Below are 13,591 nucleotides of genomic sequence, written 5' to 3' on the forward strand. Positions count from 1 at the left end.
CCAAAATAGACTGGACTCTGGTAGTTATGCTAGCACGCTAAATAAAAGGAGGGGCAATTGGAATCGACATTAGGATCTGATTTAGCACGATTAGTTCGCGTTTGGCGCGCGCTAATAGACCACCGGTTGAAGCCGTTGGAGCTGACCCAAACGCATTGGGTTACCTTGCATAACATTAATCGTTTACCACCTGAGCAATCCCAGATTCAACTGGCAAAAGCGATTGGTATCGAACAACCATCATTGGTTAGAACCTTAGATCAACTGGAGGAGAAAGGTCTAATCACACGCCATACTTGTGCAAATGATCGGCGTGCAAAGAGGATAAAACTGACGGAACAGTCTTCACCGATAATAGAGCAGGTTGATGGAGTTATATGTTCCACCCGTAAAGAAATTCTTGGGGGGATTTCAGCAGATGAGATTGCGTTGTTATCTGGTTTGATTGATAAGCTCGAGAGAAATATTATTCAATTACAAAGCAAGTAAAATAAAGCTCTACGACTCTATTCACAGCAAAAAGAAAATTTTCAGTAGTACAAAAATAAGCCAGAGATCGTTATGATCTCTGGCTTTTATCGCTGATACCATGAGTGCCTTGCCTGATGGGCAAAGGCGATTAGCGCGGGCTAACAGTCACTGTACTGCCACTGCTGGCGAGCATCACGCGCTGACCTACGCTAAAGCGGGTTGGGCCTTGTTTCTGAACAACCAGAATAGTGGTGCCATCATCTTTACGCACTTCAAGTTGCACGCCGTCAGTACGGTTCATTGCACCTTGAACACCTTGTCCTGCCATACCACCAGCAACCGCACCAGCTGCTGTCGCCAGGCTACGGCCTGTGCCGCCACCGACAGTATTCCCGAGGAAACCACCCAGTACAGCACCACCGATTGCGCCCATAACATTGTTGTCATCGCCGCCTTGAATCGTCACCGGACGCACGGAAAGCAGGGTGCCGTAAGTCACCGTTTGTACTTGCTTGGCTTGTGAAGCGCTAAAAACGTCACCAGATAAGGTGTTGTTGTTGGCACAACCGGTCAGAGTAACCGCAGCAATAGCAACGGCGATTAATGGCTTGATCATAAAAACTCCTATTAAAATGCATAACCGTATTACGGTTCAGTATGCCTGGTATATCCAAATCCAGTCCAATGACGGCCTAGTATTTGCATAAAGTATGGCTTACTCAAATATTTATTTCACTACTTACCGTATTTTTGACTGTGTGCTTTATTTTTGGATAACACTAATAAGACCGCAGCTTAGCGGTTTGTACTTCAACCAATATTAAACGGCAGTTTAACTTTCTCAAAGTTAGAAATGTCACTGTCATAACTCATACTGTAAGAATTAATGACTTTTATGTGACCCTTCTTGCAAATAAAAATCATTCTTTAAGACATGCCCCTATGGCGGTATACACTTAAAAAAGTATATCTTTTCATGGTGTTAATTTTATTATTCTGACGTGATTTGGGTAAAGTCTCGTTGCTATTTTGTCCCACAATGGGAAATAAGGTCATTGCTATGAAATCAGGCCGTTTTATTGGGGTGATGTCGGGAACCAGTTTGGATGGCATCGATGTTGTTCTGGCTGCCATTGATGAGCGCATGGTCGCTCAGCAGGCCAGTTATTGTCACCCAATGCCGCTCCAGTTAAAAAAAGATATTCTCGGCATGTGCCAAGGGCAGTCAACCACGTTATCTGCCGTGGGTAAACTCGATGCGCAATTAGGCATACTATTTGCTGAAGCGGTGCTGGCACTGCTGACCAAAGCAGGGCTGACAGCACAAGACATCACGGCAATTGGCTGTCACGGGCAGACGGTTTGGCATGAGCCACTGGGTGAACCGGCTTTTACCATGCAATTAGGTGACAATAATCGTATTGCTGCCATGACAAAAATTGCCACTGTTGGGGATTTTCGCCGCCGGGATATGGCTTATGGCGGGCAGGGAGCACCGCTGGTTCCGGCTTTCCACCATGCTTTATTAGCCCATTCCACGGAACGGCGCATGGTGTTGAATATTGGCGGTATCGCGAACTTATCTATGCTACTACCTGATTTACCGGTGCGCGGTTTTGATACTGGGCCGGGGAATATGCTGATGGATGCCTGGATTTGGCGTAATCGTTCGCTACCTTATGATAAGGATGCTGCTTGGGCACTATCGGGCCAGGTTAATCAGCCATTGTTGGAACTGATGTACAGTGACCCCTATTTTGCGAAACCGGCACCGAAAAGCACCGGTCGCGAGTATTTCAATGCCGGGTGGCTGGATAAACAATTGAATAAAATTCCGGGTATTAAACCTGAAGATGTCCAGGCGACATTAGCAGAGCTAACCGCACTCTCCATTGCTGAGCAAGTTCAGTTGGCTGGTGGTTGTGAGCGGCTGCTGGTTTGTGGTGGCGGGGCGCGCAACCCATTAGTGATGTCACGGATGTCAACATTATTGCCGGGTACCGAAGTGTGTGTCACCGATGATTTTGGTGTCAGTGGCGATGATATGGAAGCGCTGGCATTTGCCTGGTTGGCTTTTCGAACCTTGTCCGGTAAATCGGGTAATTTACCCTCAGTGACCGGAGCCAGTTGCGAGACCATTTTAGGAGCAGTCTATCCTGTATCGTCACGATGAGGGTGCTAAGCTGCCATAAACTAGGGTGGCTTATCCACGCAATAAGGACGGCAAAATGAAACATCTATTTGGCACGACGGCAGTATTGGGTACCGCGGCAGTATTGATGCTGACAGGATGCAGTTTGGTGCAGCCAAAAAACGAAACTTTGCATTACCAATGTGGTGGTACCAAGCTAACGATTATGCAAGATAATAAGCAGGATAAAGTCAGTTTAGTGCTAGACGGTAAACAGCTGACCTTGCCGCAAGTCCGTGCCGCTTCAGGGGCGAAATACAGTGATAACCAGTATACTTTCTGGTCGAAGGGCAACACAGCTTTTGTTGAGCGAGATGAAAAAGTCATTATTAATGACTGTGTGTTGATAAAATAAATACTTTGATCAAGTAATCAGGCTGTTGTCGGCTCAGGGTGATTGTGATTCTGCCGCTGTGAGGGCAAAATGACAATCACTGCTTTCCTGCGCGATACCGAGCTTATATGACTGACAATAATGAATTTGATGTTGCAGATTTGCGCCGTGAATATATTCGTGGCGGTTTACGTCGCAGCGACTTAACCGAAAATCCATTGGAATTGTTTGAGCGCTGGTTAAAACAGGCTTGTGATGCGCGTTTACCTGATCCGACAGCCATGTGTGTGGCGACCGTGGACGCCAACGGCCAGCCCTATCAGCGGATAGTGCTGTTAAAACATTATGACGACCAGGGTTTGGTGTTCTATACCAATTTAGGTAGTCGTAAAGCGCAGCAATTGGCGCAGAACCCACATATCAGCTTATTATTCCCTTGGCATATGCTTGACCGGCAAGTCATCTTCCTTGGCACAGCAGAGCGGCTTTCCACCCTCGAAGTGCTGAAGTATTTCAGTTCTCGCCCCAAAGATAGTCAGATTGGTGCCTGGGTATCTCAGCAATCCTCACGGATTTCTGCTCGTGGTGTATTGGAAAGTAAATTTCTCGAGCTTAAACAAAAATTCCAACAAGGTGATGTACCGCTACCCAGTTTTTGGGGGGGATTCCGGGTTAAATTCGACTCTGTCGAGTTCTGGCAAGGAGGCGAACACCGCCTGCATGACCGATTTATCTATCAACGGGATGCAGATACCTGGAAAATTGACCGTTTAGCGCCGTAAGAGTGATGAAATCCTAGCGCTCATCGGGCGGGCGCTTTATTCTATACCCGTCATACTTCAAGCTGCATGCGCGTTGACTGCTTTCGTTCACCCCAGTCACTTACTTGAGTAAGTTCCTGAGGATTTGCTCAATTGTCGCCTTCCTGCAACTCGAATTATTTAGGGTATAAAGCCGCGTTACCTCGTAAAAGACAAATTTTTGTAAAAACAATTTTGTGAAAAACAATGGAGTCGTTGATGACCAGCAGCAACCTGATTAAACAATTGCAAGAGCGGGGCCTCGTTGCCCAGGTTACGGATGAAGACGCGTTAGCAGAGAGACTGGCGCAAGGGCCAATTTCACTGTATTGCGGTTTCGATCCTACCGCAGACAGCTTGCATTTGGGTCATCTGGTTCCATTGTTATGCCTAAAGCGCTTCCAACTGGCAGGGCATCGCCCGGTTGCTTTAGTGGGTGGTGCGACCGGTATGATTGGTGACCCAAGCTTCAAAGCCAGCGAACGTAAGTTGAATACCGAAGATACGGTGAACGAGTGGGTGGAAAAAATCCGTCGGCAGGTTTCGCCATTCCTGGACTTTGATTGCGGTGAAAATAGTGCTATTGCGGCCAACAACTACGATTGGTTCGGTGGCATGAATGTGCTGACGTTCCTGCGTGATATTGGCAAACACTTCTCTGTTAATCAGATGATCAACAAAGAAGCCGTCAAACAGCGTTTAAATCGCGATGATAGCGGTATTTCATTTACCGAGTTCTCCTACAATTTGTTGCAGGCTTATGATTTTGCTTGCCTGAATAAAGCGCACGGCGTTGCATTACAAATTGGGGGGTCTGACCAATGGGGTAATATTACCTCTGGTATCGATTTAACCCGTCGTCTTCACCAGCAGCAGGTTTACGGCCTGACTGTGCCATTAATTACCAAAGCAGATGGCACCAAGTTCGGCAAAACCGAAGGTGGCGCGGTGTGGCTTGATCCGAAGAAAACCAGCCCTTACAAATTCTACCAATTCTGGATCAATACCGCAGATGCTGACGTTTATCGTTTCCTTAAATTCTTTACTTTCATGAGTTTGGAAGAGATTAACGCACTGGAAGAAGAAGATAAAAACAGTGGCAAAGCGCCGCGCGCTCAATACGTTTTGGCGGAAAATGTCACCGGTATGGTGCATGGCGAAGAAGGTCTGGCTGCGGCAAAACGTATCACTGCCAGCTTGTTCTCCGGTGATTTAAACGACATGACAGAAGCTGACTTTGCTCAACTGGCGCAAGATGGTATGCCGACCATTGAACTAACTCGTGACGCCGATTTGCAGCAAGCGTTGGTCAATGCGGAGTTGGTGCCTTCCCGTGGTCAAGCTCGCACTATGATTAGCTCGAATGCGGTGGCGATTAATGGTGAGAAGCAATCTGATCCAGAATACGCTTTCACGGATGCCGATCGTCTATTTGGCCGCTATACCTTATTGCGCCGCGGTAAAAAACATTATTGCCTGATTAGCTGGCTGTAAGAGTAAAAGAAAATAAGGGGCAAGATATGTCCCTTATTTTTTTGCTGATGGTTTATTCACTTTAGGCCGTACCAATGAAAAATATACTTTCGATTCAGTCACACGTTGTTTTTGGCCATGCAGGTAATAGCGCGGCTGAATTTCCTATGCGCCGGATGGGTGTTAATGTCTGGCCGTTAAATACCGTTCAGTTTTCGAACCATACGCAATATGGTCACTGGACGGGATGTGTTATGCCCGCCAGCCATCTGACTGAAATTGTACAAGGTATTGCCGATATTGACCGGCTGAAAGATTGTGATGCTGTATTGAGTGGCTATATTGGCTCACCGGAGCAAGGTGGTCATATATTGGCTGCTGTCTCGCGGGTGAAACAGGCCAATCCTAACGCCTGGTATTTTTGTGATCCGGTCATGGGGCATCCTGAGAAAGGCTGTATCGTAGCACCCGGTGTGGCAGAGTTTTTCTGCCAGGAAGCATTACCTGCCAGTGATATTATTGCGCCAAATCTGCTCGAACTGGAACAACTCAGTGGCGTGCACGTAGACAATGTTGAGCAAGCGGTTAAAGTTGCCCGCGACCTTTGTGCGAAAGGGCCGAAAGTTGTTTTGGTCAAGCATTTGAGCCGTGCCGGTTATCATCTTGACTGTTTTGAAATGTTATTAGTGACCATGGATGATGCCTGGCACATCAGCCGTCCACTGGTAGATTTTGGCACACGCCAGCCAGTGGGCGTGGGTGATTTGACCAGTGGATTATTGCTGGTAAATCTACTTAAAGGCGAACCTTTGGATAAAGCACTGGAGCATGTGACGGCTGCGGTATATGAAGTGATGTTGAAAACTCAGCAAATGGGTGAGTATGAACTTCAGGTGGTGGTGGCGCAGGACGCTATTGTTAACCCTTCCTGTCATTTTACTGCGACAAAATTATAATCTTGGTATGCAGTGCCCCTTATTTAGGGGCACTTCAAATAAGTGACTTTCTTATTTCTTCACGTCTTCTGCTGCCAGAGCCGCTTTGACTGCCGGACGCTCTGCTACCCGCGCCATATATTTATCTAAATGGCTGCGCTGTTTAATTTCAAGTTTCAGTGCAGTTGCCCAGCGAGTTACGGTAAATAGATAAGCATCGGCCACGCTGAATTTTGAGCCTAACAAATAATCATGTTTTGCTAATACGCCATCGACATAACTGAATTGTTTGTCCAGCCGCTCACGGGCGATAGCTTTATATTCGTCTGGTGTTTTCGGGTTAAACAGCGGGCTGAAACCTTTATGTAATTCAGTCGCAACGAAGTTTAACCACTCAATGGCGTGGTAGCGGGAAAGGGTGCCTGATGGTGCAATCAGGTGGCGATCAGGCACTTTATCTGCCAGATATTGCACGATAGCCACACCTTCAGTGAGTAGGCTTCCGTCATCCAGTAGCAGAGCAGGCACTTGTCCTTTCGGGTTGATGTGCAAATAGTCTTCACCCGTTTCAGTTTTTTTAGTCGCCAAATCGACACTTTCAATACTGAAGTCTAGCCCCGCTTCACGTAACACAATGTGGGGAGACAAAGAGCAGGCACCGGGTTTATAGAACAATTTCATCACAAACTCCTTAATAGCATACTGAAAGAGAAAAGCTTCCATTAATCCTAAGACAGGCAGACAAAAAATGCAGCTAGCGCAGTGTAATATAATTATGCAAGAAGTGAGAAGTTGACCTACAGCAGTATATTTCCCCCACTGTAGGCCACTTGTGACAGTTATTTTCTGTCAGTGGTGATTGTTACCGTGGTGGACGTGTGCTGATCGAGGCAGACCAGCTAAAAGTGGTAGTGCTTGGTGCTGTTTTTTTGGTTTTTCTTTCTACGCGGGTTAATTTTGCGATTTGTTCGCGGGCGTTCATGATTTTTTCTATGGCTTCGTCTTTCACTTTATTTTGTTCTGAGTTGGTTAATGCCCTTCCTAAATTTATCCTGGCTTTATCAAGTTGCGTTTTGACGTCACGTTGCTCACTTTCAGTCATTTCTTTTAATGTCAGCTTTTTCATTTTTTTTGCCTTGTTTGCCTCAGTCCTACTTAGTGTACAACTTTATCCTAAGTGGAGATGTAAGAGATTGCGATCTGGGCGACATTAATCACGATAAAAGCCTGTTAGTGACTTCAAATAGGGAATTAGCACCCGCTCTCAGCAAAATAATGCCAAGAGCGGAGCACCGCAGTTATTTTAGGTCATTACAGCAATCGCGAACCGTAACCCCACAGTAAAACGGTCAGGCCAAGAAGTAACTCTAAAACCAGCACTCCGATGGCAAAGGTAGAACCAGAGAAGATAAAACCTTCTTGCCGGTCAATATTGAGGAAGGTGGGGATGCCCAGATACATCAAGTAGCCGGCATAGCAAAGTGCAATCACCCCGACCAATAAGCACAACCAGATAATTGGGTAGAGGGCGACCACGCCGGCCAGCAACATCGGTGTGGCAGCATAACCGGCAAACAAGGTGCAGCGTTGCCAACTTGGGCGGCTTTCATAGCGGCGCGCCATCCAGTAAATCACCCGGCCCATCAGTGCTACGGCGGCCAGAATCAAGACGTAAAAAATGACAGCGGAATAAAGTGCGGTTAAAGGTGTCAGTTTTAGGATCTGCCCATCACCAAAATTCCAACCGACTTGCGTGGTGCCGATAAATGCACAAATCACCGGGATAGCAGCCATCAGGAGAATGTGATGAGCATACATGTGGCGTACACTTTCGCCTTCACGTTTGATTTGTTGAAACTCCTGGCCGGGATGGGTCATAAGCCCCCAAACATGGTTGATCATAAATCACCTCCTGATCGGTTATCGACCGCAGATAACAGACGTGTATCAGCCTGAGATAGGGAGTAATACTCTGCGATATAAATTGAGTATAGATTATTTTTTGTACACCAAGAGTGTGGCGTTATTCACATTGGTGTTGGGCGGCGGTGAAGACATAATTGGAGGGAATGAATAAGATAAATCAGCCATACTATTTGATGAGTTAATCACAGGAGTAGATCATGGGGATTAAGGGAAATGATAGTCGTATCGACAATATAGAGTTTGCTGTCAGTGATATTGCCCGTTCAAAAGATTTTTACGGGACGGTTTTTGATTGGCGCTTTACTGATTATGGGCCGAGCTATTGTGAGTTTACCGATGGTCGATTGACGGGAGGATTCACCTTAGGGGAAGTTCAGCCTAATGGTGGGCCACTTGTCATTCTGTATGCTGATAATTTAGAACAGATGCAAAAACGTTTGGAACAGGCGGGTGCCAAGATTGTCATCCCGATATTTGCTTTCCCGGGTGGGCGGCGTTTCCACTTCACCGATCCGGATGGATATCAGTTGGCCGTATGGTCAAATAACTGACAGCCCGCAGATGCCAAAAAAAGAAAGCGCTCCCGAAGGAGCGCTCAAGGTTAATGACAAAGTGCCCGTAACGGTGAAAACAGGCAGATCGTAAAGACGCCGTAAACCCATCCCTGGGGGCTCGACCCGCGCCATCCTTGGCGCGGACGCTTTACTCTTCTACCTGCCTTCACCTTGCAAGATCGAGTTATCGAGGTTTGTCAGCAGTCTGAAGCGCTCCCGAAGGAGCGCTCTTAGCCAGCCAGCAGATTAAACAACTGCGGCAGGAGAGGGTTTGTTACTGTCACTTGGTGCCAATGTCATGCGATATAGTTTTGGTGCGGTCAGCATCATCAGAACTGCGATGATAGCGGTCACGATACCAATCTGCATAAACACGTGGCTATAGATAGCAAGTGATGCATGGGCGTCGGTGATATCACTTGGTACCGCGGTCAATGCGGCAACTTTACCGGCGATCAGGGCAGCAGCAGCAGTGGTCAGGAACCATGACCCCATGATGAAGCCCATTAAACGCTGAGGCACCAATTGTGCGACCATCGCCAGACCCAGCCCTGAAATCATCAGTTCACCGATGCTTTGCAGCGCGTAGCTGAGGATCAACCAGTTGACGGAAACAATGCCGTGTTCGTTGGCAAAGCTTGCACCCCACGGCAGCACCAGGAAGGCTGCGGAACAGAGCACCATACCAAAAGCAAACTTGTGCGGCATTGGCAGGCGGTCGCCCATTTTGTTATAGACGGCAGCCAGTATTGGGCTGGCAACCATAATCCAGAATGGGTTCAATGCCTGATATTGTTCCGGCTCAAAAGCAATACCAAAGATAGTATGTTCAACGTTATGGATAGCGAAGAAGTTCAGTGATGTTGGCATTTGGCTGTACAAGACGAAGAACACCACTGCTTCCAGCATCAGCAGGAATGCGACGATCATTCTACGACGTGCGGTACCGTGCAGTGAGAATGTCTCTTTGGCAAAGATAAAAATAATGCCGACAGAAACCAGTGCTAATGCCCAGCGCGCCACTATTTGGTTGTGTAGCAGCCAGCTTGACAATGCAACCAGCGCGACGACACCGACCAAGACCATCAGCAGCTTTTTAAATTGTAATGGAGCAAAGTCAGGTTTAGAACCTTGATTTTTCACCCATTTACGGCAGAACCAGAAGTTCACCAGCGTGATCAGCATCCCGACAACACTCAGTGAGAATGCTACGCTCCAGCCATACTTTGCCGCTAACCACGGGGTCGCCAGCATAGAGAAGAACGAACCGATATTGACGGACATATAGTACATAGTAAATGCACCGTCCAAACGCGGATCGTCTTTGTTATAGCAGGTTGACAGCAGAGAAGATGGGTTGGCTTTGAACAAACCATTACCAACTGCAATAGTTGCCATACCCAGATAGACCCAAAAAATGTCATGACCGGAGTAGGCTATCATGGCATAACCCACTGCCAGCGTCAGCGCACCCAGCACAATAACGCGTTTTGCACCGAGGACTTTATCTCCTAACCAGCCACCAATGGCAACAAAACCATAAACCAAGGCGCTGAAGGATGAGAACAAGGTGATAGAGTCGGCTTCGCTCATCCCGAGCATTTTCACCAAATAGACGGCCATGATCCCTTGCAGGCCGTAATAACCAAAACGTTCCCAAAGCTCGATAGAGAAGATCAGGTAAAACGCCTTCGGTTGCTTGAAAGCATTCATGCTGATTTCAGGCTGGCTGTCGTTTGGTGGTTGTTGATTGTTGTTTGCTGTTGACACGGAAACCTCTGTTTTCACTACCTGCCATAAATGACAGGAAAGACAAAAGTGAATGCGCGAGATGGCATCCTTTTGCGTTGTTATAAGATGTTTAGCGGCGGTTAATGTTCACTATCTTTGTCAACGAGACAAGGCTTTTGTAATGTTCTGTTACATATAACTTGCTCAACGCGATAAAGCTATGTTGCAAATGTTATGCAGTATTAACGTTTATGTTTTCGCTGTTTGGCGAATTTTTGTTTTGATTAAAAGCTGAACTGATTTTAATTAGTTATATATTCTACTATTTGGCTGTTTTATGGTTCATATCGTTATATGTATGTGAATAGAGAAATCATTATTGTGCGTATGGGTAAAAATCTGAAATTATCCAAATCAAGGTTAAATGTTAACCAGGCAAATACCTGAGTTGAGCAGTGAACTGAGATCTGGATCAGAGAGTTGTGTAAATTTTTAGCCGGTAAAAACAGCAACACGGCAAAACACAGATGCAGGCACAATGATATACTGCATGGGATCATGAAAATCTGAGAATGTGTATGGATATCAAACAGCTTATCTATCTCTGTAATTTAGAGCGCGAGCGGCATTTTGGCCGAGCGGCTGAAGCCAGTTTTGTGAGTCAGCCAACATTGTCGATGCGCTTGAAAAATCTGGAGCGGGAGCTGGGGGTTGCACTGATAAATCGTGGTAATAACTTTGAAGGATTTACCGCAGAAGGCGAACGCGTATTATCGTGGGCGAGAGAAATTGTCTCTGTTTATCAGGGGCTAAAATTGGAAGTCGAGTCACTTAAAAATGGGTTGAATGGCACATTACGTATTGGCGTGGTGCCACAATGCAGTATCTCTTTGGCACGATTACTGAAAAGCGCCGGTGAACGCTATCCTCATCTGGACTATCGAGTCTCGGTGTTAAGCGCAGATCAATTGTTGGAAGCGTTAACCGGTCATTCGGTTGATGTAGGCATAGGTTTTTTTGAACTGACCATACTCAATGAACTGCATTTTCAAGCTCAACCGCTAGTCGATAGCGGGGTTGATGTGGTGTTTCATCCCGAGCATTTTCCTGAGTTGATAGGCACCGAGCCACTGACACTTTCTCAGGTAGCAGCATTGCCACTCTGTTTGGCGGAGCCTAGCCGTTACTTCCGGCGTTATCTGGATAATAGTTTCCGCGATGCAGGGTTATCACTGCATGCTCGGCTGGAAAGCACATCGATATTTCAGTTGCTGCAAGGGATCTTTGTTGGGTTGGGCTGTGGTTTATTTCCTCAAGGCAGTTTACTGGCAGAGATGTCTCCGGCATTACTGCGCAGGCCGGTGGATATTCCTAAAATGAGCCGGCATGCTGCGGTGGTGGTGGCTGAGCCAGGGCGGGTGACACCGCTGGCCCAGCACTTCTTTGACGTTGCCCAAGAGTGGCTGACTTCCCACGAGGCGTAATAACTGCGGTGATCGCTGAATTTAAACCGTTTGTCCCAGGGTGTGACGCAACCGGTTAGTCCATCCGGCCGAGGCGGCGCTGAAGATAATACCCAGCAACTGCTTATCACTGAGGCCCATCGCCCGCAACGGGCTAATATGCTGGTGGCTAAAGCGCTCCGGTGCGCGGGTCAGTTCTGCTGTGACATAGATAAGCTGGTGGGATATCTGCCCAGTAGATTGTGCTGCCAGAGCTTGATCGACTCCGGTCCGTAACGCGGCTAGTAATGCGCTATCTTCAGTCAATTGTTGCAAATTATACTGATGATGAGCCTGGCAGTAGAGGCTGCCATTGATTCGGGCACTGACCAGTGATACCCATTCCTGCCAGTCCGCGGGTACTCGATCAGGGTTATCTAACTGAGCGGTAATCGCGCTATAGGCGGACAAACTCTCTTGATGGTATGAGAGCAACTCGTTGAGTGTCACCTCGCTAGCGACTGAGGTGTCCTCGGCTGTGACGGAGTCGTTTTGCGTCAGCGAAGGCAGCCAACCTTGCCATTGTGGCTCACTTTCTAATAACAGGGCTGACGGGGCATCTTCCATGCGTGGGAAGCCGGGTAGCATGACTGTTGGATAGCCTGCCTGGGCAGAAAAACCGGCAACCACTCTGGCCTGGAATCCAACAAAACCAATTATCTGCGATAAAACAATAATATCTGCATCGGTTAGTCCTACCTCAGCCAGCTGTTGCAATGCATGTCGGTCAATCTGTGTCGGTTGGCTGGCGAGTTGTCGCGCATATTGGGTAATTTGTGTCAGTCTCATGTTACTTTCCCGCGAGGCATCTGGGCTGGAAAGTGGTGTGAGGAGGGCGGCATAGTGACTGCATAAACGCTGAATTCCGGTAACTTGTGCAACAGTCAAGGCGCTGCTTAATCGGTCATAGAGGGAAAATGTATTCTCGTGATTTAGCGCGACAACCGCAGGGAAAAGCGCCAGGTACATGGCATCTGAGGCAGATAAAATAGCCGAGTAATCCTGTAGAGAATGGGTTAATACCAGCGGAATATCGTTGGCTAAACCGAGCAGGAAAATGCCTTGCTCAAAAGGGGCACCACTCTGATATGGATTGCCGATGTTGCCACTATTGGCCGCGTCACTTTCGTCGGCAATTTGTGTTGCAAGAGCGCCACCACTGCGCTGAGTTTCATGATACCAATGCGCATTATCTTGTCGTCTAAATTGCACCATAATGACCTCCGTTAGGGGCAGCAACGCGCCAAAGTTAAAGGTGAAGGAAGCACCTCTTCAGGCGACAGGTACAGATGAATACTGAACAAGGTGGGTATTGCGGTATCTGGCTGGGCGTTATGCAAAGTGCGAGGGTTCAACATCGGCAAGATATCCTGTTGTTTTATGGAATGAACACAGTGGATATCATTGCTGATTGAGTTGGCGAGATAAAATAATGTTAAACCATAATCCATAACTAAAAGTAATAACATATTATTATATATAACAAAAATGTTGTTACGTTAGTTAATAATTGGCTAATGATTGTATCAGACTCAGTGAGTGAAGGGTTTACCGCACCTAGGGGCGCTCCGGCGACTCTGTTGCTACGACCCCAACGGCACGATTTCCCTTCATTTGACTTTGTTAGCAGTCACCAATAGCTTTGTCATTAACTTCATATAGGATCATAAAATT

15 protein-coding genes and 1 pseudogene are annotated in these 13,591 nt (G+C 47.1%); 9 read left to right on the plus strand and 7 right to left on the minus strand.

Annotation, left to right across the window (positions count from 1 at the left end):
• Nucleotides 1-57: 57 nt before the first annotated feature.
• Nucleotides 58-489, plus strand: coding sequence for a virulence master transcriptional regulator RovA (gene rovA / locus QSV56_RS07370; RefSeq protein WP_050131382.1), 432 nt, complete (start codon nt 58-60; stop codon nt 487-489).
• Nucleotides 490-619: 130 nt separating this feature from the next.
• Here the strand turns inward: rovA and QSV56_RS07375 are convergent, their stop codons facing one another.
• Nucleotides 620-1,087 (minus strand): glycine zipper 2TM domain-containing protein, encoded by a 468-nt coding sequence (locus tag QSV56_RS07375; protein WP_005165921.1) that lies wholly within the window; start codon nt 1,085-1,087, stop codon nt 620-622.
• Between the two features lie 444 nt (nt 1,088-1,531).
• Here QSV56_RS07375 and anmK point away from each other — a divergent pair, with 444 nt between their 5' ends.
• The 5 genes from anmK (at nt 1,532) to pdxY (ending at nt 6,225) form a co-directional block, all read left to right on the plus strand.
• The gene (gene anmK / locus QSV56_RS07380; protein WP_050131384.1) at nt 1,532-2,644 is read left to right on the plus strand and encodes an anhydro-N-acetylmuramic acid kinase; all 1,113 of its coding nucleotides are present in this window, start codon (nt 1,532-1,534) and stop codon (nt 2,642-2,644) included.
• Nucleotides 2,645-2,699: 55 nt separating this feature from the next.
• The gene (locus QSV56_RS07385; protein ID WP_050162560.1) at nt 2,700-3,017 is read left to right on the plus strand and encodes an MliC family protein; all 318 of its coding nucleotides are present in this window, start codon (nt 2,700-2,702) and stop codon (nt 3,015-3,017) included.
• A gap of 107 nt (nt 3,018-3,124) precedes the next feature.
• Nucleotides 3,125-3,778, plus strand: coding sequence for a pyridoxamine 5'-phosphate oxidase (pdxH, locus tag QSV56_RS07390; RefSeq protein ID WP_019083064.1), 654 nt, complete (start codon nt 3,125-3,127; stop codon nt 3,776-3,778).
• Nucleotides 3,779-4,015: 237 nt separating this feature from the next.
• On the plus strand, nt 4,016-5,290 hold the full coding sequence (tyrS, locus tag QSV56_RS07395) for a tyrosine--tRNA ligase (RefSeq protein WP_013649859.1): 1,275 nt from the start codon (nt 4,016-4,018) through the stop codon (nt 5,288-5,290).
• A 74-nt stretch (nt 5,291-5,364) separates the two neighbouring features.
• Nucleotides 5,365-6,225 carry a pyridoxal kinase PdxY gene (pdxY, locus tag QSV56_RS07400; RefSeq protein ID WP_050131389.1) on the plus strand — a complete coding sequence of 287 codons (861 nt, stop codon included), beginning with the start codon at nt 5,365-5,367 and terminating at the stop codon, nt 6,223-6,225.
• Nucleotides 6,226-6,276: 51 nt separating this feature from the next.
• Here pdxY and gstA read toward each other — a convergent pair whose 3' ends face one another.
• The 3 genes from gstA to QSV56_RS07415 form a co-directional block, all read right to left on the minus strand.
• A complete protein-coding gene (gstA, locus tag QSV56_RS07405) occupies nt 6,277-6,885 on the minus strand; it encodes a glutathione transferase GstA (RefSeq protein WP_013649860.1) in 609 nt (202 codons plus the stop codon).
• A gap of 181 nt (nt 6,886-7,066) precedes the next feature.
• Entirely contained in the window at nt 7,067-7,330 is a 264-nt protein-coding gene (locus tag QSV56_RS07410) for a DUF3811 domain-containing protein (protein ID WP_004706625.1), read from the minus strand.
• 185 nt (nt 7,331-7,515) lie between these two features.
• On the minus strand, nt 7,516-8,106 hold the full coding sequence (locus QSV56_RS07415; RefSeq protein WP_072083007.1) for a Yip1 family protein: 591 nt from the start codon (nt 8,104-8,106) through the stop codon (nt 7,516-7,518).
• Nucleotides 8,107-8,327: 221 nt separating this feature from the next.
• Between QSV56_RS07415 and QSV56_RS07420 the strand changes: the two genes are divergently transcribed.
• Nucleotides 8,328-8,681, plus strand: coding sequence for a VOC family protein (locus tag QSV56_RS07420; RefSeq protein ID WP_046050959.1), 354 nt, complete (start codon nt 8,328-8,330; stop codon nt 8,679-8,681).
• A 46-nt stretch (nt 8,682-8,727) separates the two neighbouring features.
• On the opposite strand, the pseudogene QSV56_RS21940 reads toward QSV56_RS07420, so the two are convergent.
• Nucleotides 8,728-8,793: pseudogene (locus QSV56_RS21940) on the minus strand (gluconate 5-dehydrogenase); the annotation flags it as partial.
• Between the two features lie 137 nt (nt 8,794-8,930).
• On the minus strand, nt 8,931-10,454 hold the full coding sequence (gene dtpA, locus QSV56_RS07425; protein ID WP_046050958.1) for a dipeptide/tripeptide permease DtpA: 1,524 nt from the start codon (nt 10,452-10,454) through the stop codon (nt 8,931-8,933).
• Between the two features lie 539 nt (nt 10,455-10,993).
• Here dtpA and QSV56_RS07430 point away from each other — a divergent pair.
• The gene (locus QSV56_RS07430) at nt 10,994-11,899 is read left to right on the plus strand and encodes a LysR family transcriptional regulator (RefSeq protein WP_020424078.1); all 906 of its coding nucleotides are present in this window, start codon (nt 10,994-10,996) and stop codon (nt 11,897-11,899) included.
• 21 nt (nt 11,900-11,920) lie between these two features.
• Here QSV56_RS07430 and QSV56_RS07435 read toward each other — a convergent pair whose 3' ends face one another.
• Nucleotides 11,921-13,132 carry a carboxymuconolactone decarboxylase family protein gene (locus tag QSV56_RS07435; protein WP_046695026.1) on the minus strand — a complete coding sequence of 404 codons (1,212 nt, stop codon included), beginning with the start codon at nt 13,130-13,132 and terminating at the stop codon, nt 11,921-11,923.
• A 74-nt stretch (nt 13,133-13,206) separates the two neighbouring features.
• Between QSV56_RS07435 and QSV56_RS07440 the strand changes: the two genes are divergently transcribed.
• Nucleotides 13,207-13,332 (plus strand): hypothetical protein, encoded by a 126-nt coding sequence (locus QSV56_RS07440; RefSeq protein ID WP_019079342.1) that lies wholly within the window; start codon nt 13,207-13,209, stop codon nt 13,330-13,332.
• Nucleotides 13,333-13,591: the final 259 nt, after the last annotated feature.

The sequence above is a fragment of the Yersinia sp. 22-579 genome (assembly GCF_030433455.1).
Taxonomy (GTDB): Bacteria; Pseudomonadota; Gammaproteobacteria; order Enterobacterales; family Enterobacteriaceae; genus Yersinia; species Yersinia enterocolitica.